The 25,212-nt window shown below is 73.4% G+C and carries 2 protein-coding genes and 1 pseudogene; all 3 read left to right on the forward strand.

Translation table 11 applies throughout. The features are described from left to right. Positions 1 to 104 precede the first annotated feature (104 nt). Positions 105 to 5,600 carry an SDR family NAD(P)-dependent oxidoreductase gene (locus tag ACGFN2_RS00010; RefSeq protein WP_393356256.1) on the forward strand — a complete coding sequence of 1,832 codons (5,496 nt, stop codon included), beginning with the start codon at positions 105 to 107 and terminating at the stop codon, positions 5,598 to 5,600. An 87-nt stretch (positions 5,601 to 5,687) separates the two neighbouring features. Continuing rightward, positions 5,688 to 19,790: a type I polyketide synthase gene (locus ACGFN2_RS00015; protein ID WP_393356258.1), complete on the forward strand. Its 14,103-nt coding sequence runs from the start codon at positions 5,688 to 5,690 to the stop codon at positions 19,788 to 19,790. Between the two features lie 68 nt (positions 19,791 to 19,858). Continuing rightward, positions 19,859 to 25,198 (forward strand): annotated as a pseudogene (locus tag ACGFN2_RS00020) (SDR family NAD(P)-dependent oxidoreductase); the annotation flags it as partial. Positions 25,199 to 25,212: the final 14 nt, after the last annotated feature.

The raw sequence follows: 25,212 nt of genomic DNA on the forward strand, positions 1-25,212 counted from the left end.
CCCCGGGGCCCCCGCCCCCCCCCGGGGGGGGGGGGGGGGGGGCGGGGGGGGGGGGGGGGGGGCCCCCCCCCCGCCCCCCCCGGCCCCCCCCGCCCGACGAGCCCGTGGCGATCGTCTCCATGAGCTGCCGCTACCCCGGTGGTGTGGAGAACCCCGAGCAGCTGTGGGACCTGGTGGCCTCCGGCGCGGACGCGATCGGGAACTTCCCGACCGACCGCGGCTGGCCCATCGAGCAGCTGATGGTCGCAGGCGCCTCCGCGACCGCGCGCGGCGGGTTCCTGTACGACGCCGCCGCGTTCGACCCGGATTTCTTCGGGATCTCGCCGCGCGAGGCCCTGGCCATGGACCCGCAACAGCGGCTCCTCCTGGAGATCTCCTGGGAGGCGTTCGAGCGGGCCGGACTGCGGCCGGACTCGATGCGGGGCACGCGTACGGGCGTCTTCGCCGGCGTCATGTACCAGGACTACGCCACCACCCTCGGCTCCGTGCCCGAGGGCGTGGAGGGCTACATCGGCACCGGCAGCTCCGCCAGCGTGGTGTCCGGCCGCGTCGGGTACACCTTCGGCCTCGAAGGCCCGGCGGTCACCATCGACACGGCCTGCTCGTCCTCCCTCGTCGCGCTGCACCTGGCCGCGCAGGCCCTGCGGCAGGGCGAATGCGACATGGCCCTCGCGGGCGGCGTCACCGTCCTTGCCACGCCCGGTTTGTTCACCGAGTTCACCCGCCAGCGGGGTCTGGCCACCGACGGCCGCTGCAAGTCCTTCGCGGGTGCGGCCGACGGCTCCGGCTTCAGCGAGGGCGCGGGCATGGTGCTCCTGGAACGCCTGTCCGACGCCCGGCGCAACGGTCACCAGGTGCTCGCCGTGATCAAGGGCTCCGCCGTCAACCAGGACGGCGCCTCCAACGGCCTCACGGCACCCAACGGACCCTCCCAGCAGCGGGTCATCGGCCAGGCACTGGACGCGGCCGGACTCACGCCCGTCGAGGTGGACGTGGTCGAGGCACACGGCACCGGCACGACGCTCGGCGACCCGATCGAGGCACAGGCCGTCCTCGAGGCGTACGGCCAAGGGCGCGGCGTCGACCGGCCGTTGCGGCTCGGTTCGGTGAAGTCCAACATTGGGCACACGCAGGCCGCCGCCGGTGTAGCGGGCGTTATCAAGATGGTCGAGGCCATGCGCCACGGCGTGCTGCCCAAGACCCTGCACGTCGACGAGCCGACCCCGCACGTCGACTGGACCGCCGGCGCCGTCGACCTCCTCACGGAGCAGGCCGTCTGGTCCCGCGAGGACGGCCGTACGCGCCGGGCCGGCGTGTCGTCGTTCGGCATCAGCGGCACCAACGCGCACGTCATAATCGAGGAGCCAGCCGCCGCGCCCGGCCTTCCCGCGGCCGAGGTCCCCTCCACCGAAGGCACCCCGGAGACCGAATCCCCGCTATCCACGCTTCCCTGGATCCTCAGCGGACGCACCGAACCCGCGCTGCGGGCCCAGGCTGCCCGCCTGCGCGACCACCTGGCGCGCCACCCCGGCCTCGCCCCCGCCGACGTGGCACTCTCCCTGGCCACCACACGGACCGCGTTCGCCCACCGTGCCGTCCTCACCGGGCGCACCGCCGACGACCTGACCGCGGCGCTCGACGACCTCGCAGCGGGCGCCCCCGGCGCCGTCACCGGGCGCTCGGGGCCGGCCCGCAAGGCCGCCTTCCTCTTCTCCGGCCAGGGCAGCCAGCGCCCCGGCGCGAGCCGCGAGCTGTACGCGGCAGAACCCGCCTTCGCGGCGCGGCTCGACGAGGTGTGCGCCCGGTTCGACGGGCTCCTCGACCGGCCGCTGCGCGACGTGCTGTTCGCGGAACCCGGCACCGACGACGCCCGGCTGCTCGACCGCACCCGCTACACCCAGCCTGCCCTGTTCGCCGTCGAGGTCGCACTCTTCGGACTCCTGGAGCACTGGGGCGTACGGCCCGACGCGCTCATCGGCCACTCGGTCGGCGAACTCGCCGCCGCTCACGCCGCGGGCGTCCTGTCGCTGACCGACGCCTGCACGCTGGTGGCGGCCCGGGGCCGTCTGATGGAGGCCCTGCCCGACGACGGCGCGATGCTCGCCGTGGGCGCCGCCGAATCCGACGTACAGGCCCTGGTGGAACCGTTCGGTGACCGCCTCGACATCGCCGCCGTCAACGGCCCCCGCTCCACCGTGGTCTCCGGCGACGCCGACGCCGTGGCGGAGCTCGCCGAACAGTGCGCGGCGGAGGGCCACCGCACCAAGCGCCTCAACGTCAGCCACGCGTTCCACTCGGCGCACATGGACGCGATGCTGGACGAGTTCGAGAGCATCGCCGCCTCGCTGACATACCACCCGGCGCGCATCCCGGTCGTGTCAAACGTGACCGGCAAGATCCTGGACGCCGACGCGCGCATGGACGCCGCCTACTGGGTGCGGCATGTGCGCGGCAGCGTCCGCTTCCTCGACGGCGTGCGCGCCCTGGACGCCCTGGGCACCAACACCTACCTGGAGCTCGGGCCCGACGGGGTACTCGCCGGCATGACCGCCGACTGCCTGCCGGACGACGCCGAGGACGAGCCCGGCCGCACCCTTGCCGAGCCACTGCTGCGCCCCGGCCGCGACGAGGCACGGTCCCTGCTGACCGCGCTCGGCCGGGCCTGGAGCCGGGGCCTGCCCGTCGACTGGGCCGCCGTCCTGGCAGGCCGCGCCGCGCGCACCGTCGCCCTGCCGACGTACGCCTTCCAGCGCGAGCACTTCTGGCCGGCCCCCGCCCCCGCGACGCCCGGCGACGTCACCGCGGCCGGCCTGTCGGCCGCCGGGCACCCGTTGTTCGGCGCCGCCGTAGACCTGGCCGACGGGTCCCTGGTCGCCACAGCCGTCCTGTCCGCCGACACCCACCCGTGGCTCGCGGAGCACGCCGTACTCGGCTCCGTCCTGCTGCCCGGCACGGCCTTCCTCGAACTCGCCCTGTGGGCGGGGCGCAGGACCGGCTGCGCCACCGTCGAAGAGATCACCCTCGAAGCCCCACTGGTCCTCGCCGAGGACACCCCGGTGGTCCTCCAGCTCGCCGTGGAGGCTCCAGGCCCGGACGGCCGACGCACCTTCACGGTGCACACCCGCCCGCCGAGCACGGACGAGGCCGACGCGACGTGGGTGTGCCACGCGCGGGGCGCCCTCGAACCCGCGGCAGCGGCCGGCCCCACGGACGCGGGCCCGGCCACCTGGCCGCCCGCGAGTGCCGAACCGCTGCCCGTGGAGGGGCTGTACACGGGGCTCGCCGACGCGGGCTTCCACTACGGGCCCACCTTCCGGGGCGTGCGCGCCGCCTGGCGCGACGGCGGCGCCGTCCTCGCCGAAGTCGCCCTGCCCGACGGGGCAGTGGAGCAGGCGGCGGCCTACACCGTGCACCCGGCCCTGCTCGACGCGGCCCTGCACACGGTCGCCCTCGGCGATCTGCTCGGCTCCGCCACAGGCAGCCTGCCCTTCGCCTTCACCGGCGTACGTGTCCACCGCGAGGGCACGGACACCCTGCGGGTGCGCGTGACGCCCACCGGGAACGACACCGTGCGCCTGGAGATCGCCGACACCGCCGGGACCCCGGTCGCCACCGTGGGCTCCCTGGTGCTGCGTCCGCTGTCCACCGAGCAGCTGACCGCCTCCCGGCGTGCCGCCGGAACCCACTCGATGTACCACCAGGAATGGGCCCCGGCCACCCCCGCCGGCACCGACCCCGGCCCCGCCACGTGGGCCTACCTCGGTGCCGAGCCCGGCACCGGGTCCGCCTACCCGGACCTGGCCGCCCTCACGAGCGAACTGGACGCGGGCTTCCCCGCCCCCGACGCCGTACTCGTGGTCAAGGACGGCCTCGCGGACGCCGATGCCGAGCTGCCCACCCACCCGGGCCGCGAACTTCACGACACCCTGGACCTGTTGCAGGGCTGGCTCGCCGACGAGCGGCTGTCCGGCACTCGCCTGGTCGTCGTCACGCGCGGGGCTGTGGCCGTCACCGACACCGACCCCGTCGTGCCCGCGCTCGCCGCCGTGGGCGGCCTGGTCCGCTCCGGCCAGTCGGAGAACCCGGGCCAGTTCCTGCTCGTCGACACCGACGAGCCCGGCAGCGCCCACCTGCTGCTGCCGGCCCTGTGGCGGCTCGGCGCCGCCGAGACGGCCGTACGCGCCGACAGGCCGCACACCCCGCGGCTCACCCGCGTCCCCGCGCCCAAGGTCACCGGCCAGGACGCCGCCCGCCCGCTCGCCGACACCGACGGCCGGGGTACCGTCCTGATCACCGGCGCCACCGGCTCGCTCGGCGGCCTGATCGCCCGCCACTTGGTCGCCGAACACGGCGTACGCAGGCTCCTGTTGGCCAGCCGCAGCGGCGCCGCCGCGCCCGGCGCCGAGAGCCTCGCCGACGACCTGCGCGCCCTGGGCGCCCACGTCGACCTGGCCGCCTGCGACCTGGCCGACCGTACCGCTGTGCGCGACCTGCTGGACGACGTGCCCGCAGCACACCCGCTGACCGCCGTGGTGCACGCGGCAGGCGTTCTGGAGGACACCGTCGTCACCTCGCTCACCCCCGAGCGTGTCAACAAGGTCCTGCGCCCCAAGGCCGACGCGGCGCTGCACCTGCACGAGCTGACCCGGCACCTGGACCTCGCCGCGTTCGTCCTGTTCTCCTCGGCCGCCTCCGCGTTCGGCGCGGCCGGGCAGGCCAACTACGCCGCCGCCAACGCCTTTCTCGACGCGATGGCCCGCACCCGACGCGCCCAGGGCCTGCCCGCCGTCGCACTGGCCTGGGGCTCCTGGGAGCCCGATGGAGGCATGACCGCCGCGCTCAGCGAGCGCGATACCCGGCGCATGAACCGCTCGGGCATCCTGCCGCTCTCGACACAGGAGGGCCTGGCCCTGTTCGACAGCGCCCTGGACCCGGCGGCCGCCCCCGTGCTGCTGCCCGTCCACGTCGACCTGGCGACCGTGCGCGCCCAGGTCGCTGCCGGCACCGTCCACCCGCTGCTCGGCTGCCTCGTCGCCGCCCCGGACCAGGCCGGGGCGGCCCGGCCCGGGGCGGCCGAACGCCTGCGCACCAGGCTCGCCGCACTCGACGAAGCCGAGCGCGGCAAGGAGATCCTGCGCCTGATCCGTGCCGAGGCCGCGGCCGTCCTCGGCCACACCGGGGGGGCCGAGGCCGTCGAGGCGGACCGGGGCTTCCTCGACATGGGCTTCGACTCACTGACCGCCGTCGAGCTGCGCAACCGGCTCGGTGCCCTCACTGGCATCCGGCTGCCCTCCACACTGGTCTTCGACCACCCCACGCCCGAGGCCCTGGCGCGGCACCTTGCCGACGACCTGGACCGACCCGACGAAGGCAGGGGAGTGGCCCTTCTCGCCGAGCTCGACCGGATCGAACGCGACCTCGGGGAAGCCGAGTTGGACCCGGTCACCCGGCTCGGCGTCACCGCCCGCCTGCAGAACCTGCTGGCGCGCTACGAGGACACGGCCGACGACACCGGGACCACCGACCTCGCAACGAAGATCGACGGCGCGTCCGACGACGAGATCTTCGACTTCATCGATAACGACCTGGGAGCGGTCTGAACATGCCCGCCCTCACTCCGCCGGGCGCCGCGGCCCTGCCCGCACCGGCCCCACGACCTCCGCACACCGCAGACTGGCGAGGACCTCATGGCGACGAATGAACAGAAGCTGCGCGAGTACCTCAAGCGCGTCACGACGGACCTGGCCCAGACCCGTGAGCGGCTCAAGGAAGCGGAGAGCGCGGCCAGTGAACCCATCGCCATCGTCGGCATGGGCTGCCGCTTCCCGGGCGGCGTGAGCTCGCCCGAGGAGCTGTGGCGGCTCGTCGCCTCGGGCGGCGACGCCATCACCGAGTTCCCCACCAACCGCGGCTGGGACGTCGGAGCCCTGCACGACCCGGACCCGGAGAATCCCGGCACCTCGTACACCACCGAGGGCGGGTTCCTGCACGACGCGGGCGACTTCGACCCGGTGTTCTTCAACATCTCGCCGCGTGAGGCGCTGGCGATGGACCCGCAGCAGCGGCTGCTCCTGGAGACGTCCTGGGAAGCGTTCGAGCGGGCCGGGATCGACCCGACGACCCTGCGCGGCAGCCGCACCGGCGTCTTCGCCGGCGTCATGTACCAGGACTACGCGTCCCGGCTGCACCTGATGCCCCAGGGCAGCGAGGCCTACCTGGGCACCAGCAGTTCCGGCAGTGTCGCCTCCGGCCGCATCTCGTACACCCTCGGCCTCGAAGGCCCCGCAGTCACCGTCGACACCGCCTGCTCCTCCTCCCTTGTCTCCCTTCATCTGGCCTCCTACGCCCTGCGTAGCGGCGAGTGCTCGCTCGCCCTGGCCGGCGGCGTTGCCGTGATGGCCACCCCCGGCACGTTCATTGCCTTCAGCCGCCAGCGCGGCCTGGCCTCCGACGGCCGCTGCAAGGCCTTCGCGGGCGCGGCGGACGGCACCGGCTGGTCCGAGGGCGCGGGCATGCTCCTCCTGGAGCGCCTGTCCGACGCCCGGCGCAACGGTCACCCCGTCCTCGCGGTGATCCGCGGCTCGGCGATCAACCAGGACGGCGCCAGCAGCGGCCTCACGGCCCCCAACGGCCCCTCCCAGCAGCGCGTCATCCTCCAGGCCTTGCGCAGCGGCGGACTCGGCCCGGCCGACGTGGACGTGGTGGAGGCGCACGGTACGGGAACGAAGCTGGGCGACCCGATCGAGGCGCAGGCGCTGCTCGCCACGTACGGGCGGGACCGTGACGCGAACCGGCCGCTGTGGCTGGGCTCCATCAAGTCGAACATCGGTCACACGCAGGCCGCCGCCGGTGTCGCGGGCATCATCAAGATGATCGAGGCCATGCGCCACGGAGTCCTGCCGCAGACCCTGCACGTCGACGAGCCCACGCCCCAGGTGGAATGGGACGCTGGTGACGTGCGCCTGCTGACGGACGAGCAGGCATGGCCCAAGCCCGACAGCCGCCCGCGCCGGGCCGGCATTTCGTCGTTCGGTATCAGCGGCACGAACGCCCACGTGATCCTGGAACAGGGACCGACGCAGGAAGAGGCCCGGACGCCGGACGGCGGTCCGGTGCCGTGGGCGTTGTCGGGCCGGACGCCGGAGGCGTTGCGGGCGCAGGCGGCGAAGCTCCTCGCCACTGTCACGGACGAGTCGCCGGCGGACATCGGCTTCTCGTTGGCGACGACGCGGGCGCAGCTGCCGTATCGGGCTGTGGTGGTGGGTGGGTCGCGGGATGAGCTGGTGGTGGGGCTTGAGGCTGTTGCTGAGGGTCGTGGTGTGGCTGGTGTGGTTGAGGGTGTTGCCTCGGATGCGGGTCGGGTGGTTTTTGTGTTCCCGGGTCAGGGTTCGCAGTGGCAGGGCATGGCGTTGGAGTTGATGGAGTCTTCGCCGGTGTTCGCGGCGCGGATGGCTGAGTGTGGTGAGGCTCTGGCTGCGTTTACGGATTGGTCGTTTGAGGACGCTCTTCATGGCCGGGTGGATGTTGAGCGGGTGGATGTGGTTCAGCCGTTGCTGTTTGCGGTGATGGTGTCTTTGGCGGCGGTGTGGCGGGACTGGGGTGTTCGTCCGTCGGCGGTGATGGGTCACTCGCAGGGGGAGATCGCGGCTGCGTGTGTCGCGGGCGCATTGTCTCTGGAGGATGCGGCGCGTGTCGTCGCGCTCCGGTCGAAGGCGATTGTGGCGTTGGCGGGCAAGGGCGGCATGGTGTCGGTGCCGTTGCCGGTGGGCCGGGTGCGTGAGGAGTTGTCCGGTTTGGAGGGCCGGGTCTCGGTCGCGGCTGTCAACGGGCCGCACTCCGTGGTGATCTCGGGCGATGTGGAGGGTCTGGACGAGCTTCTTGCCCGCTGGTCCGGGACGGATGTGCGGGCGCGGCGTATCGCGGTCGATTACGCGTCCCACTCGGCGCATGTGGAGGAGCTGCGTGATGAGCTCCTGGACGTACTGTCGCCGGTCCGCCCCCGGGCGGGTGAGATACCGGTGTATTCCACGGTGACGGGCCAGGTTGAGGACGGTTCTGCTTTCGATGCGGAGTACTGGCACGCGAATCTGCGTCAGACGGTGGAGTTCGAGACTGCGACGCGCATGCTGATCGACGACGGCTTTGGCGTGTTCGTCGAGTCCAGCCCTCACCCGGTCGTCAGTATCGGTGTTCAGGAGACCATTGAGGACGCGGGCTCCCCGGCGGTCACGGTCGGTTCGCTGCGGCGTAACGACGGGGACCTCGACCGTCTCCTGACCTCCCTGGCCGAGCTGCACGTCCACGGCGTCACACCGGACTGGTCCAAGGTCTTCCCGTCCGGCGCCCGCCGCGTCGACCTGCCCACCTACGCCTTCCAACACCAGCACTACTGGCCCGAGGAGACCGACCCGGCCGCCCTCCCCTCGCCCTCGGCGCTCGATGACGCTTTCTGGACCACTGTGGAGCGCGAGGACCTGCAAGCCCTCGCCGACAGCCTGCAGGTCGACGCCTCGGCGCCGCTGAGCGACGTACTGCCCGCCCTCTCGGCCTGGCGCCGGCGCCGGCGGGACCGTTCCACCGTCGACTCATGGCGCTACCGCATCGCCTGGAAGCCGCAGACCGGTGTCGTGCCCCAGCGCCTCACCGGTCGCTGGGCCCTCGTCGTTCCGGCCGGGCACGAGGACGACACTCTGTTCGCCACCTGCGCCGACGCCCTGCACGCGGACGGGGCCGAGACCGTCACCGTGCCGCTCGACGTGAGCGCTCCGGACCGGTCCGGTGTACGGGACGGGCTGCGCGAGCACCTCGACGGCACGGAACCACTCGCGGGCGTGCTGTCCTTCCTCGCCCTGGCCGCCGGCCGTGTCGACGGCCTGCCCGGCGCGACGCGCGGTCACACCGGCACCGTCGTGCTCGTCCAGGCCCTCGGAGACCTGGGCCTGACCGCACCCCTGTGGTGTGTCACCCGGGGAGCCGTCTCCACCGGCCCCAAGGACACCCTCGACAACCCGGAGCATGCCCTGGTCTGGGGCCTTGGCCGGGTCGCCGCGCAGGAGTACCCGCAGCGCTGGGGTGGCCTGCTCGACCTGCCCGCCGGGGCTGACGGCCGGTTCGCCGAGTTGCTGCGTACGGCGCTGTCCGGGGCGACCGGCGAGGACCAGCTCGCGCTGCGGCCCTCCGGGCTGCTCGCCCGCCGCATCGTCCGGGCGAACCCGGCTGCCGAGGGCACGACACCGTGGCGGCCCACGGGCACAGTGCTCGTCACCGGCGGCACCGGCGCGCTCGGTGCGCAGACCGCCCGCTGGCTGGCCCGGCAGGGCGCCGAGCACCTGCTTCTGGTGAGCCGACGTGGCGCCGCCGCACCAGGCGCGGCCGAACTCGAAGCCGACCTGGTCGAGGCCGGCACTCGCGTCACCGTCGCCGCCTGCGACATCTCGGACCGGGTCGCCCTGGCCGAACTCCTCGGCGGAATCCCCGAGGAGTACCCGCTGACGGCCGTGGTGCACACCGCGGCCGTCCTCGACGACGGCGTCGTCGACTCGCTCACGCCCGAGCAGCTGGAGCGGGTGCTGCGGCTCAAGATGGACGCCACACTCCACCTGCACGAGCTGACGAGCGGCCTCGACCTGTCGGCGTTCGTGCTCTTCTCCTCCATGGCGGGCTCCTTCGGAGCCTCCGGCCAGGGCAATTACGCCCCCGGCAACGCCTTCCTCGACGCCTTCACACACCGGCGCCGCGACCTCGGCCTGCCCGCCACCTCCATCGCCTGGGGCCCCTGGGCCGAGGGCGGCATGGCGGAGGGCGGCATCGGTGAGCTCGCCCGCCGCCACGGCCTGCCCGAGATGGCCCCCGAGATGGCCGCCGCCGCGATGGGCCAGGCCGTCGAGCAGGGCGACACGTTCGTGGCGATCGCGGACATCGACTGGGAGCGCTTCTTCGTCGCCATGACGGCCACCCGCGCCTCCCGCGTCCTGGAGGACGTGCCCGAGGTGAAGGCGCTGCTGGCTGAACAGGCGACGCGGCCCGCCGAGCCGGGCGCCACCTCCGCGTTCGTGAGCAGCCTCGCGGGCCAGTCACGCGACGAGACCCTGCGCACCCTCCTCGACCTGGTACGTACCCAGGTCGCCGCCGTCCTCGGTTACGGCTCGGCCGACGAGATCGAGGCCGACCGTGCCTTCCGTGACATAGGCTTCGACTCGGTGACCGCGGTCGAACTGCGCAACCGCCTGGGCGCAGTGACCGAGCTGAGGCTGCCGGTCACCCTCACCTTCGACCACCCCACGCCCCGCGCGCTCGCCGAGCAGCTGTGCGGCGAGCTGTCCGGCGGCCTTTCGTCGGCCGGGACCGATCCCGCGGGCGCGGCGCCCGCCGTACGGACCGCCGCCGCTGCCGACGACCCCATCGCGATCGTCGGTATGGCCTGCCGCTTCCCCGGCGACGTCAACTCCCCGGCAGAGCTGTGGCAGTTGCTGCTCACAGAGGGCGACGCGATCGCGCCGTTCCCCGAGGACCGTGGCTGGGACAAGGACTCGGTGTACGTCGCGGACGCGGACGGCGCCTTGCACACCGTGACTGCCGAGGGCGGATTCCTCGCGGACGCGGGCGCGTTCGACCCGGCGTTCTTCGGGATCTCGCCGCGTGAGGCGCTGGCGATGGACCCGCAGCAGCGGCTGCTCCTGGAGACGTCCTGGGAGGCTTTCGAGCGGGCCGGAATCGACCCGACGCGCCTGCGCGGCAGCCGTACGGGCGTGTACGCGGGCACCAACAGCCAGGCGTACACCTCGCTGCTGATGAGCCGGCCGGGAAGCCTCGACGGGCCCGTCGCCACAGTGAACACCGCGAGCGTCATCTCCGGCCGCATCTCGTACACCTTCGGGCTCGAGGGTCCGGCGGTGACGGTGGACACGGCGTGCTCGTCGTCGCTTGTGGCCCTGCATCTGGCGGCGCAGTCGCTGCGGCAGGGCGAGTGCGACATGGCGCTCGCGGGCGGCGTCACCGTCATGCCCACACCCGGGCTCTTCACCGAACTGGGGCTGCAGGGCGGCCTCGCGGCGGACGGCCGCTGCAAGGCGTTCGCGGGCGCGGCCGACGGCGCCGGGTTCTCCGAGGGTGTCGGCATGCTCCTGGTCGAGCGCCTGTCGGACGCGCGGGCCAAGGGGCACCCCGTGCTCGCGGTCGTCCGTGGCTCGGCGGTCAACCAGGACGGCGCCTCCAACGGGCTCACGGCCCCGAACGGCCCGGCCCAGCAGCGCGTGATCCTCCAGGCCCTCAACAGCGCGGGCCTGGAGGCTTCCGATGTGGACGCGGTCGAGGCCCACGGCACGGGCACCCGGCTCGGCGACCCTATCGAGGCCGGCGCGCTGCTCGCCACGTACGGGCAGGACCGGCCGGGGGACCGGCCGCTGTGGCTGGGCTCGGTGAAGTCGAACATCGGGCACACGCAAGCCGCTGCGGGTGTGGCCGGTGTGATCAAGATGGTCGAGGCCATGCGGCACGGCGTGCTGCCGAAGACTCTGCACGTGGACGAGCCGACCTCGCACGTCGACTGGACCGCCGGGAACATCGCTCTGACCATGGGCACCCGTGACTGGCCGGAGACGGGCCGCGCGCGCCGGGCGGGTGTGTCGTCGTTCGGCATCAGCGGGACGAACGCGCATGTGGTGCTGGAGCAGGCGCCTGAGGTGGCCGCCGCCGAGACTGTTGAGCCGGTGGACGGTGTGCCGGTGCCGTGGGTGGTGTCGGGTAAGTCGGCGGCGGCGTTGCGGGGGCAGGCTGCGCGGCTGGCGGCTTCGCTGACGGATGAGTCGCTGGCGGATGTGGGTTTCTCGTTGGTGACGTCGCGGGCGGCGTTGGAGCATCGGGCTGTGGTGGTCGGTGGGTCGCGCGATGAGCTGGTGGCGGGGCTTGAGGCTGTTGCCGATGGGCGTTCGGCTACTGGTGTGGTCGAGGGTGTGGCCACGGATGCGGGTCGGGTGGCTTTTGTCTTCCCGGGTCAGGGTTCGCAGTGGCAGGGCATGGCGTTGGAGTTGATGGAGTCTTCGCCGGTGTTCGCGGCGCGGATGGCTGAGTGTGGTGAGGCTCTGGCTGCGTTTACGGATTGGTCGTTTGAGGACGCTCTTCATGGCCGGGTGGATGTTGAGCGGGTGGATGTGGTTCAGCCGTTGCTGTTTGCGGTGATGGTGTCTTTGGCGGCGGTGTGGCGGGACTGGGGTGTTCGTCCGTCGGCGGTGATGGGTCACTCGCAGGGGGAGATCGCGGCTGCGTGTGTGGCGGGTGCTTTGTCGTTGGAGGATGCGGCGCGGGTTGTCGCTTTGCGGTCGAAGGCGATTGTGGCGCTGGCGGGGCGGGGTGGCATGGTGTCCGTGTCACTTCCTGTTGATCGTGTCCGTGAGGAGTTGTCCGGTTTTGAGGGCCGGGTCTCGGTCGCGGCTGTCAATGGGCCGAATTCCGTGGTGATCTCGGGCGATGTGGAGGGTCTGGACGAGCTTCTTGCCCGCTGGTCCGGGACGGATGTGCGGGCGCGGCGTATCGCGGTCGACTACGCCTCGCACTCCGCGCATGTCGAGGAACTGCGCGACGAGCTCCTGGACGTACTGTCGCCGATCCGCCCGCAAGCGGGTGAGATACCCGTCTACTCCACGGTGACCGGGCGTATCGAGGACGGCTCTGCCTTCGATGCGGAGTACTGGTTCACGAGCCTGCGTCAGACGGTGGAGTTCGAGACTGCGACGCGCATGCTGATCGACGACGGCTTTGGCGTGTTCGTCGAGTCCAGCCCCCACCCGCTGGTCAATATCGGGGTTCAGGAGACCGTCGAGGATGCTGGTTCTTCGGCGGTCACGGTCGGTTCGCTGCGCCGTAACGACGGCGGCCTCGACCGTCTCCTGACCTCCCTGGCCGAACTGCACGTCCACGGCGTCACACCGGACTGGCCCAAGGTCTTCCCGCCCGGTGTCCGCCGGGTCGACCTGCCCACCTACGCCTTCCAACACCAGCACTACTGGCCCGAGGAGACCGAGCCTGCCACCCCTGCGTCCGAAGCCCTCCCCGCCGACCCCGAGGAGGCGCGGTTCTGGGAGACCGTGGACCGTGAGGACCTGGAGGCCGTGGCCGGGGCCCTCGACCTGGCGCCCGACGCCCTGCTCTCCGACGTACTGCCCGCCCTGACCCGGTGGCGCAGCCGCCGCAGGCGCGCCAGCCTCATCGATGCGTGGCGCTACCACGAGACCTGGCAGCCGATGGCCGGTCCCACCGGCCCCGAGTCGGCCGGGAACTGGCTGGTCGTCCTGCCCGCCGGGCACGCCCAGGAGCCGTGGGCCGAAGCGGCGCTGCGAGCGATCGGCCGCCACGGAGGAGAGGCAGTTCCGGTCGAGCTGCCCTCCGGTACCGATCGGTTCGAGACAGCCCGGCTCCTGAGGGAGGCCCTGGCCGCGCATGGAGCCGACGGCGAGCCGCTGTCGGGCGGGGTGCTCTCGCTGCTCGCCCTCACCTACGAGCCGCTGGCCGACGAGGCCCCCGTTCCGGGTTTCCTCGCCTCGACTCTCGTACTGCATCAGGCTCTTGGGGAGGTGGCCCCGGAGCTCGCGCTGTGGTGCGCGACGCAGGGTGCCGTCTCCACCGGGCGTTCCGACGCAGTCGCCCGTCCCGCGCAGGCCGCGCTGTGGGGCTTCGGCCGGGTGGCGGCACTGGAGACCCCGGAGCGCTGGGGCGGGCTCGTGGATCTGCCGTCGGTGCCGGACGACCGGGCCGGGACCCGGCTCGCCCGGGTGCTCGGTGGTCTGGACGGCGAGGACCAGCTCGCGCTGCGCTCGTCCGGCGTGTTCGGGCGGCGCCTGGTGCCCGCGCCGGCCCCCGCCGGGGCCGAGGCCGTCGTGTGGCCGGGCTCGGGCACCGTACTGATCACCGGTGGCACCGGCGGCCTCGGCGGCGACCTGGCGCTGTCGCTGGCGGCTCGGGGCGCCCGACGGCTGCTGCTCGTCTCGCGGCGGGGAGCCGACGCGCCCGGTGCCGGTGAACTCCTCTCTCGCATACGGGATGTGGGTGCCGCTGCCGAGGCGGTCGCCTGCGACGTGGGCGACCGCGCCGCGCTCGCCGAACTGCTGGCCGCCCAGCCCGCGGACCTCCCGGTGACGGCGGTGGTGCACGCGGCAGCCGTACTCGACGACGGCGTGCTCGACGGGCTCACCCCCGAGCGACTGGCGCCCGTGCTGCGGGCCAAGGCCCTCGCCGCGCAGCACCTGCACGAGCTGACGCGGGAGTCGGACCTGACGGCGTTCGTGCTGTTCTCGTCGGCCGCCGGCAGCCTCGGCAACGCGGGGCAGGCCAACTACGCGGCCGCCAACGCCTTCCTGGACGCGCTGGCCGAGCAGCGCCGGGCCCAGGGCCTACCCGCCACCTCGGTGGCGTGGGGAGCCTGGGGCGAGAGCGGTCTCGCGGCCGGGGACGAGCGTCTGTCCGCCGGCGGTGTCGTACCGATGGCGTCGGAGTCGGCGCTGACCGCCCTGGACCGCGCGGTGGCCGGTGGCGACGCCGCGCTGACCGTCGCCGACGTCGACTGGACCCGCTTCCTGCCCCGGTTCACGGCCGTCCGTCCGGCCCGGCTCTTCGACCAGTTGCCCCAGTCCCGCGCGCTGCGCGAGGCCGAGGCCGAGGGCGCGGGCGGTGCCGAAGAGGATGCCGCGACATCGCTCCGCACCACCCTCGCGGGCCTGCCCGCTGCCGAACAGGCGTACACCATACTGGAGTTGATCCGTGAGCTCGTCGCGCTCGTGCTGCGGCACGCCTCCGCCGACGAGGTCGGGCCGGGCAGATCGTTCCGCGACATCGGCTTCGACTCGCTGACCGCCGTCGAGTTCTGCAACCTGCTCGAGGCGGCAACTGGCCTGAGCCTGTCCGCCACCCTCGTCTTCGACCACCCGACCCCGCTGGTGCTCGCCGAGCATCTGGTGGCCGAGCTGACCGACGGCACCGCCGAGGCAGCCGCGCCCGTGGCCGACGCCCCGGTCGCGCTCGACGACGACCCCGTGGCCGTCGTCGGCATGGGCTGCCGTTTCCCGGGCGGCGTCGGCGGACCCGACGACCTGTGGGAGCTCCTGGAGGCCGAGCGTGACGCGGTGGCCGTGTTGCCCGCCGACCGCGGCTGGGACCTGGAGCGGCTGTACCACCCGGACCCGGACAACCCGGGGACCTCGTACGCCAAGGAGGGCGCGTTCATCTACGACGCCGCCGACTTCGACCCGGCGCTGTTCGGCATCTCGCCGCGCGAGGCCCTGGCCATGGACCCGCAGCAGCGCCTCCTCCTCGAGACGTCCTGGCAGGCGACCGAGCGGGCGGGCATCGACCCGCTGGCGCTGCGCGGCACCCGCACAGGCGTCTTCGCGGGCATCAACTACCAGGACTACGGGGTGGTGGGCGCCACCCAGGACGGCGCCGAGGGTCACCTGATGACCGGTAATGCCGCCAGCGTCCTGTCCGGCAGGATCGCCTACTGCTTCGGTCTCGAAGGCCCGGCCGTCACCGTCGACACGGCCTGCTCGTCGTCCCTCGTCGCGCTGCACCTGGCCGCGCAGGCCCTGCGGCAGGGCGAATGCGACCTGGCGTTCGCGGGCGGCGCGACCGTCATGTGCACCCCCGGCATGTTCATCAGCTTCAGTCGCCAGCGCGGGCTCGCCGAGGATGGCCGCTGCAAGCCGTTCGCCGACGCCGCCGACGGCACCGGCTGGGGCGAGGGCGTCGGTGTCATCCTTCTGGAGCGTCTCTCGGACGCCGAGCGCAACGGCCACGAGGTCCTCGCGGTCCTGCGCGGCTCCGCCGTCAACCAGGACGGCGCCTCCAACGGCCTGTCCGCGCCCAGCGGTCCGGCGCAGCAGCGCGTCATCCGCCAGGCGCTCGCCAACGCGGACCTGACGGCGGCCGACGTCGACGCGGTCGAGGCACACGGCACCGGCACCAAGCTCGGCGACCCGATCGAGGCGCAGGCACTGCTCGCCACCTACGGACAGGAGCGTGACACCGACCGGCCGCTGCTGCTGGGCGCCCTGAAGTCCAACATCGGGCACACGCAAGCCGCCGCCGGTGTCGCCGGCGTCATCAAGACGGTTCTCGCCCTGCGGCACGGCGTCCTGCCCAGAACCCTGCACACCGACCGGCCCTCCGGCCACGTCGACTGGACCTCGGGCGCGGTGCGCCTGCTCACCGAGCGCACCGAGTGGCCCGCCACCGGGCGCCCGCGCCGGGCCGGCGTGTCCGCGTTCGGGATCAGCGGCACCAACGTCCACGCGATCCTGGAGCAGGCCCCGGCCACGGCCTGCGCCGAGCACCGCACGGCACCAGCCGCCGACCGGCCGCTGCTGTGGCCGGTGTCCGGGCACACCCCCGAGGCGCTGCGCGCCCAGGCCGCCCGGCTCGCCGACCACCTGCGGCGCTTCCCCGCCCCGCCGGCGGACGTGGCCCGTTCCCTGGCGCTGACCCGCTCCGCACTCGACCACCGCGCCGCCGTCCACGGCACCGGCACCGAGGAGCTGCTCGCCGGCCTGGACGCGCTCGCCGCGGCCGACGACGGCGGCCCGGTCCGCGCGAACCGGGCGCGCACGGCCTTCCTGTTCTCCGGACAGGGCTCCCAGCGCGCCGGCATGGGCCGGGAGTTGTACGAGACCCACCCGGTCTTCGCGGAGGCCTTCGACGCCGTCGCCTCCCGGCTCGACCCGGAGCTCGAACTCCCACTGCACCGCGTGCTGTTCGAGCGGCAGGACGAGACGGGCGCCACACCCCTCGACCGTACCGACTTCACCCAGGCCGGCCTGTTCGCCCTGGAAGTCGCCCTGTTCGCGCTCCTGGAGTCCTGGGGAGTGCGCCCTGACCTGGTCATCGGCCACTCCATCGGCGAGATCGCCGCAGCCCACGTCGCCGGAGTACTGGACCTCAACGACGCCTGCACCATGGTCGCCGCGCGCGGCCGGCTCATGCGACGGCTCCCCGAGGGTGGCGCCATGGTGGCGGTCGAGGCCGACGAGGAGACGGCCCGCGCCGCGATCGAGGGCATGGACCTGGTGTCCCTCGCGGCCGTCAACGGCCCCTCGTCCGTGGTGATTTCGGGCGTCGAGGGCCCGGTGTCCGAGGTCGCCGCGCGCTTCGTCGCCGAGGGCCGCAGGGCCAAGCGGCTCACCGTGAGCCACGCCTTCCACTCGCCGCTGATGGAGCCCATGCTGGAGGAGTTCCGGGCGGTCGCGGCGACGCTGACGTACCACCCGGCGCGTACCCCCGTCGTCTCCAATCTCACCGGCACGGTCGCCGGCGACGAACTAGCCACGCCCGAGTACTGGGTGACGCACGTGCGCGAGGCCGTCCGGTTCGCCGACGGCATGGCGGCCCTGCGCGAGGCGGGTGTCACACGGTACGTCGAGCTGGGCCCCGACAGCGTCCTCACCGCCCTGGCCAAGGGGGCGCTGCCGTACGACGAGCAGACCCTGGTCGTCCCCACGCTGCGCGGCGACGAGCCCGAGCCGCAGGCCCTGGTCGCCGCGCTCGGCGAGCTGTATGTGCACGGGGCCGAGCCCGACTGGGAGGCGTTCCACGCGGGCACCGGCGCCCGCACGGTCGCCCTGCCCACGTATGCCTTCCAGCGCCGCCGCTTCTGGCCACAGGCCCCCGCCGCACCGGCTGCCCCCACGCCTGGAGCCGGGGAGGCGTCCGGGTTCTGGGCCGCCGTCGAGGGCCGCGGCACTGCCGAGCTGGCCGCCGAACTCGGCGTACAGGAAGCCCACCTGGACACCGTGCTGCCCGCCCTGACGTCCTGGCGCCGCCGCTTCGACGAGAGCACCGTGCTGGACGCTTGGCGGTACGGCGTCGCCTGGCGCCCGGCCTCCAGCGCCGCCGCCCCGGGCACCCTGCGCGGCGACTGGATCGCCGTCCTGCCCGAGACCGAGACCGACGGCGCCTGGACGCGCACCGTGCTCGACACTCTCGCCGCGGCCGGCGCCCGCATCACACCGCTACGGATCGACACCGCGACCGCCACGCGCGAGGACACCGCCCGCCGGCTGCGCGAACTGCCGCCCGCCGACGGCGTCGTTTCCCTGCTCGCCCTCGACACCGCGCCCCACCCCAGCCACCAGGGCCTGACCAGCGGCCTGGCCGCCATGCTCGCACTCACCCAGGCACTCGGCGACACGGAGACGGAGGCCCCGCTGTGGCTGCTCACGCGTGGCGCGGTCTCCGTCGGCCCCGGTGACCCGCTGCACGACGCGGACCAGGCACAGGTGTGGGGCCTGGGCCGGGTCGTCGGCCTGGAGTCGCCCCGCCGCTGGGGCGGCGCCGTCGACTTGCCCGTCGAGCTCGACGCGCGCGTGCTGCGGGCGCTGCCCGGGGCCCTCGCTCCGGGCGGGAGCGAGGACCAGACGGCCCTGCGTGCCACTGGCACGTTCGTCCGCCGCCTCGTGCGCACCCCGCTGCCCGCCGGCGACGAACGTCCGGGCTGGCAGCCGCAGGGCACGGTCCTGGTGACCGGCGGCACCGGCGCCCTCGGCGCCCACGTCGCCCGCATGCTCGCCGAGCAGGGAGCCGAACACCTCGTCCTGACCAGCCGCCGCGGCCCGGACGCACCCGGTGCCGAGGAGCTGGTCGCCGAACTCGCCGCCCTCGGCACCGCCGCCACCGTCGAGGCCTGCGACGTCTCCGACCGGGCCCAGGTCACTGCCCTGGTCGCCCGCCTTGACGCGGCCGGGCACGGTCCGCGCACCGTGGTGCACGCCGCCGGCGTCGGCCAGCTCACGCCCACCGGCTACCTCACACCCGAGGCGGCCGCCGCGATCGTCCACGGCAAGGTCTCCGGGGCGCGCAACCTCCATGAGGCACTGGGCGACCGCCCGCTCGACGCGTTCGTACTCTTCTCGTCGATCTCCGCCACCTGGGGCGGCGCGGGTCAGGTCGCCTACGCCGCCGCCAACGCCTACCTCGACGCACTCGCCGAACTGCGGCGCGCCCGCGGCCTCGCCGCGACCTCCGTCGCCTGGGGCCCCTGGGCCGACGGCGGCATGGCCGCCCAGGACGGCGCCGAGGACCTGCTCGCCCGCCAGGGTGTCCAGGCCATGGCGCCCCGGCTCGCCGTCGCCGCACTCGGTCAGGCTGTCGGAGCCGGGGACACCGTGCTCGCGGTCGCCGATGTGGACTGGGCCATGTTCGCCCCCGCCTACAACGCCACCCGCCCCCGCCCGCTGTTCGACGAGGTGCCCGAGGCCCGCACGGCCCTGGACACGCACACCGTGAGCGCCGCACCTGGCGACGCGGCCGTCGCGCTGAAGGCCGAGCTGGCCGGAGCCACCCGGCAGGAGCAGCACGCCCGGCTCGTCCACCTGGTGCGCGCCGAGGCCGCCCAGGTGCTCGGCCATGACTCGGCGGACGCTGTCGGCGCGGAACGGGCCTTCTCCGACCTGGGCATCGACTCCCTCACAGCCGTCGAACTGCGCAACCGGCTCGGCGCGGCCACCGGAGCCGTACTGTCGGCGGCTGTCGTCTTCGACCACCCGACTGCCGCGGACCTGGCCGACCACCTGCTCCACCTGCTCGCCGGGCCGGCCGTCGACGGCATCGAGGCGCTGCTCGATCGGCTCGAAGCGGCCGTGTCGGACGGCCTGGACGACGAGGACCGGCTGCGGTTGAACGCCCGGGCACAGCGCCTGCTCGCCGCCCTGAACGGCCGGAGCACGCCGGACGAGGCCGCCGCCGCACACCTCGACGACGCCACCGACGAGGAACTGTTCGGCCTCGTCGACGGGGACCTGGCGGTGTCGTGAGCAAAGGGTCCGACAGACAGACGTACATGACGCGAGGGGGACACGGACAGATGGCCAGTGAAGACAAGCTCCGCGAATACCTCAAGCGGGTGATCGCCGAACTGCAGCAGACCAAGCGGCGCCTGCACGAGGTGGAGTCGGCCGTGCCCGAGCCCGTCGCCGTCGTCGGCATGGGCTGCCGCTACCCGGGCGGAGTGCGCTCCCCGGAACAGCTGTGGAACCTGGTCGCCGACGGCACCGACGCGGTGTCCCTCACCCCGACCAACCGGGGCTGGGACATGGACGCCCACTACGACACCGACGCCGCCCGGGCCGGCACCACCTACACAAAGGAGGGCGGCTTCCTCCACGACGTCGCCGACTTCGACGCGGCCTTCTTCGGGATCTCGCCGCGCGAGGCCTTGGCGATGGATCCGCAACAGCGTCTCCTCCTGGAGAGCACGTGGGAGGCCGTCGAGCGGGCCGGCATCGACCCGCAGTCCCTGCGGCACAGCCGCACCGGCGTCTTCGTCGGATGTAGCGGCCAGGACTACACGCCCCTGCTGCTCGGCGCGGCCGAGCCGGTCGAGGGCCACTTGGCCACGGGCAACGCGGGCAGCGTGGTCTCCGGCCGGATCTCCTACACCTTCGGCCTCGAGGGCCCAGCCGTCACCGTCGACACCGCCTGCTCGTCGTCGCTGGTCGCGGTCCACCTCGCGATGCGCTCACTGCGTCAGGGGGAAAGCTCCCTCGCCCTGGCCGGCGGGGTGACCGTGATGGCGACGCCGGGCGCGTTCATCGAGTTCAGCCGCCAGCGGGCGCTTGCGGCGGACGGCCGCTGCAAATCCTTCGCGGCCGCCGCCGACGGCACCGGCTGGTCCGAAGGAGCGGGCCTGCTCCTGCTGGAGCGCCTGTCCGACGCCCGCCGCAACGGCCACCCCGTTCTCGCGGTACTGCGCGGCTCGGCCGTCAACCAGGACGGCGCGTCCAACGGCCTCACCGCCCCCAACGGCCCCGCCCAACGCCGCGTCATCCGCCAGGCCCTCGCCGACGCGGGCCTGGACACCACGGACGTCGACGCCGTGGAGGCGCACGGCACAGGAACGAGGCTCGGCGACCCGATCGAGGCTCAGGCCCTCCTGGAGACCTTCGGCACGGGCCGTGACTCCGAACGGCCTTTGTGGCTCGGCTCGCTGAAGTCCAACATCGGTCACACGCAGGCCGCATCCGGCGTCGCCGGGATCATCAAGATGGTCGAGGCCATGCGGCACGGCGTCCTGCCGAAGACCCTGCACGTGGACGAGCCGACGCCGCACGTCGATTGGTCGGCGGGCGCGGTGGAGCTGCTCACGGAGGCGCGTGACTGGCCGCGCTCGGAGGGCCGGCCCCGCCGGGTGGGCGTGTCGTCGTTCGGCGTGAGCGGCACGAACGCGCATGTGATCGTGGAGGAGGCACCGGAGAAGGCGGGGGAGGAGCTCGCCGAGGGCGAGCCCGCGCCGGGGAAGCCGGCCGTGAGCGGTGGCACGGGTGTGTCCGCCGTGACTGCCTGGCCGATGTCGGCCCGTTCGGCGACGGCCCTCGCCGAGCAGGCCGCCCGCCTCAAGGGCCATGTGCAGGCCCGCCCCGAGCTGTCGCCGGTGGATGTGGGGTTCTCGCTGGTGACGACGCGGGCGCAGTTGGAGCACCGGGCTGTGGTCGTCGGTGCGTCGCGGGACGAGCTGCTAGCGGGGCTGGAGCCGCTGGAGCAGCGGGGGCCGGTGTCCACGGGTGGTCTTGGCCTGCTGTTTACGGGGCAGGGTGCTCAGCGTGTGGGTATGGGGCGGGAGTTGTATGCCGCGTATCCGGTGTTCGCGGAGGCCTTCAACGAGGTCTGTGCCCGGCTCGACGGTGAGCTGGGGCGGTCGCTGAAGGGCGTGGTCTTCGACGGGGACGGGGACGGGCTGCTGGATCGTACGCGGTTCACACAGGCTGCTCTGTTCGCGGTCGAGGTCGCCCTGTATCGCCTCGTCGAGTCGTGGGGCGTACGCCCTGACGCTCTGCTCGGTCACTCGGTTGGAGAGATCGCGGCCGCGCACGTGGCCGGGGTGCTCTCCCTCGACGGCGCCTGCGCTCTGGTCGCCGCCCGCGGACGCCTGATGGACGCCCTGCCCGAGAGCGGGGCCATGGTGGCCGTCGAAGCCTCTGAGGGCGAGGTCCGTGCGGCTCTGGTCGAGGGTGTCTCGGTCGCGGCGGTGAACGGTCCGCGTGCCGTGGTCATCTCCGGGGACGAGGTCCCGGTGGAGAAGGTCGCTACCGCACTCGCCGAACATGGCTCACGTACGAAGAAGTTGTCGGTCAGTCATGCGTTCCACTCGGCTCGTATGGAGCCGATGCTGGAGGAGTTTCGTGCGGTCGCGGCCACGCTGTCGTACGAGACCGCCCGCATCCCGGTCGTCTCCAACCTCACGGGCGAGATCGCAGGACCGGAGCTGTCCACCCCCGACTACTGGGTGAGGCACGTCCGCGAGGCGGTCCGTTTCGCCGACGGCGTCCACACCCTCCACGCCCAGGGCGTCACCCGTTTCGTCGAGCTGGGCCCGGACGGCGTCCTGACCGCCATGGCGCAGAGCGTGCCCACCGACGCCGAGAACACCCTGTTCGTGCCGGTCCTGCGCAAGGGCCGCGACGAGGCCCACAGCCTTGTCGCGGCGCTCGGTCAACTCCACGCCCACGGCGCCGAGATCGACTGGCCGGCCTTCTTCGCCGGCACCGGCGCCCAGCCCGTCGACCTGCCCACCTACGCCTTCCAACACCAGCGCTACTGGCCCACCGTCGCCGCCCCTCGGGCCCTCGCCGACCCCTTGAGCTACCAGGTCTCCTGGGCCCCGGTCGAGACGCGTTCCGTGTCCGGCGGGCCCACGGCGTGGCTGGTCGCCGTGCCCGCCGGCGGTGTCGCCGACCCGTGGGTGCGTGAGGTCGAGGCGGGGCAGCGGGAGAGCGGCCACCGGGTCGACGTCGTGGAGGTGCCGCACGACGCCGATCGTGAGCTGGTCGCCGCGATGATCGGTCAACTGCCGCAGAGCGACGCTGTCTTCCAGGTGGTCTCGTTCCTTGCGGCGGCCGACGGCGACGTTCCCCGTACCGGTCCGACCCTCGCCCTCGTACAGGCCCTCGCCGACACCGGACGGGCGGCCCGGCTGTGGTGCGTCACCCGGCAGGGCGTCTCCCCGGGCGACAGCGAAGCGCCCGCCGATCCCGGGCAGGCGTGGTTGTGGGGCCTGGGGCGCAGTGCCGCGTTGGAGTTCCCGCAGTGGTGGGGAGGCCTGGTCGACCTGCCCGAGCACGTCGACTCCGCGTCCCGCTCCCGGCTCTTCGCCGTACTGGCCGGGGCCTGCGGTGACGAGGACCAGATGGCTGTGCGCCCATGGGGCCTGCTGGCCCGCCGCGTGAACCGCGCACCCGCGGCCGGTGACGCACCGGATGACTGGCGCCCACGGGACACCGTCCTGCTCACGGACGCCGCCTCCACGCGCGGCCGACACGTGGCACGCTGGCTGGCGGAGGCCGGAGCCGCGCACCTCGCGGTCGTCGGCCCGAAGCCGCCCGCGCCCGGCCTCGACGCCGAACTGGCCGAACAGGGCACCCGGTTGACGTACGTGCCGGTGTCGCTCGCGGACCCCGCCGCGCTCGCCGCTGCCGTCGCGGCCGTCGAGGCGGACGGCGACACTGTGCGGGCCGTGGTCCACGGGGCGGGCGACAAGCCCATCGCACCACTGTCGGAGCTGGCGGCGCAGGACCTCGCCGCGGCCCTGGCGGACAAGGCACTGGGCGCACTCCACCTGCACCGGATCCTGGGCGACCGTCCACTTGACGCCTTCGTGGTCCTGTCCTCGGTCGCCGCCACCTGGGGTGCCGGGGGACAGGCAGCGTACGCGGCCGCCAACGCCTGCGCCGAGGCTGTGGTCGGGCAACGCCGGTACCAGGGGCCGGCCGCGACCACGCTCGCCTGGGGGCACTGGCCCGCGAGCGATGAGGACCGCACCGCCGACCAAGAGCTGCGGCGGCGCGGACTGCTGCCAATGGACCCGGCCTCCGCACTCGCGGCCCTGCGCCGGGCCACGGCGGGGCAGCCCGCCCAGCAGGTGTGCGCGGACGTCGACTGGCCGCGCTTCGTCGCCGCGTTCACGGCTGCCCGCCCGGCCCCACTGTTCGCCGAACTCGCCGACGTTCAGGAAACGGTGGAGCGCACACGACGGAACGAGGACGCGGAGAACAACGCGCAGGAACGGCTGCGTGCCCGGCTCGCCGGGCTCGGGCCGCAGGAGCGCACCATCCTTGTGGACGAGCTGGTGCGGGCGGAGGCCGCAGCAGTACTCGGGCACCGGGGCCCCGACGACATCGAACCGGACCGGCCCTTCCTGGAGTCCGGCTTCGACTCGCTCACCGCGCTCGAACTGCGCAACCGGCTCGCCACGACAACAGGCCTCCACCTGCCCGGCACCCTGCTCTTCGAGTTTCCGACGGCGGCCGCGCTGGCCGCGCACCTGTGCGACGCACTCGCCGGAAGAGGCGCCGCCTCGGCGCCGGGCGGCGCCCGCGCCCGCGGCATCCTCGCCGACCTCTACCGGCAGGCGATGACCGACCGGCGCATCGACGACTTCCTGCCCGCCGTCCGCAGCCTCGCACACTTCCGGGCCACCTTCGACGACCCGGCCGAACTCGGCACCCTCACACCGCCGGTGCGCCTGGCGCGGGGCACGGCCGCCCCGGCCCTGGTGTGTTGCAGCGGCCTGTCACCCATCGCCGGGCCGCACGAGTACGCACGGTTCGCGGCCGGCTTCCGCGGCCTGCGCGAAGTGTCCGCACTGGCCCTGCCGGGCTTCGTCGAGGACGAGTTGCTGCCGTCCGGACAGGACGTCGTCCTCCGGCTGCTGGCGCAGAAGCTGCGTGCCCACACCGAGGGCCCGTTCGCACTCGTCGGCCACTCGGCGGGCGCGATGGTCGCCCACGCACTCGCCCGTCATCTGGAGGAGGAGGGATCCCCCGCCGCTGGACTCGTCCTGCTCGACCTCTACACCTGGGACAACCTGGCACCCATGGCCGCATGGCGCTACGAGCTCGTCGGCGGCGTCCTGGACCGGCAGGAGACGTACGTGCCCGTCGACGACCAGGGCCTGACCGCGTCCTCCCATTACTACGACCACTTCGCGCACTGGAAGCCCAGCGCCCTCGCCACGCCGACCCTGCTCGTGCGGGCTTCGGAGCCGATGGGCGCCTGGGACGGCGAGGACGGCGACTGGCGAACGGCCTGGCAGTTCGACCACAGCCTCGCCGACGCACCCGGCGACCACTTCACGATGATGGGCGAGCACGCCTCCGCGACGGCCAAAGCCGTCGAACGGTGGCTGACCACCCTTCCCGGCCATACCCCCGGCCCCCACCCCTCGTAACGCAGCTCAGAAAG

The organism is Streptomyces sp. NPDC048612, assembly GCF_043199295.1.
In the GTDB taxonomy this organism is placed as follows: domain Bacteria; phylum Actinomycetota; class Actinomycetes; order Streptomycetales; family Streptomycetaceae; genus Streptomyces.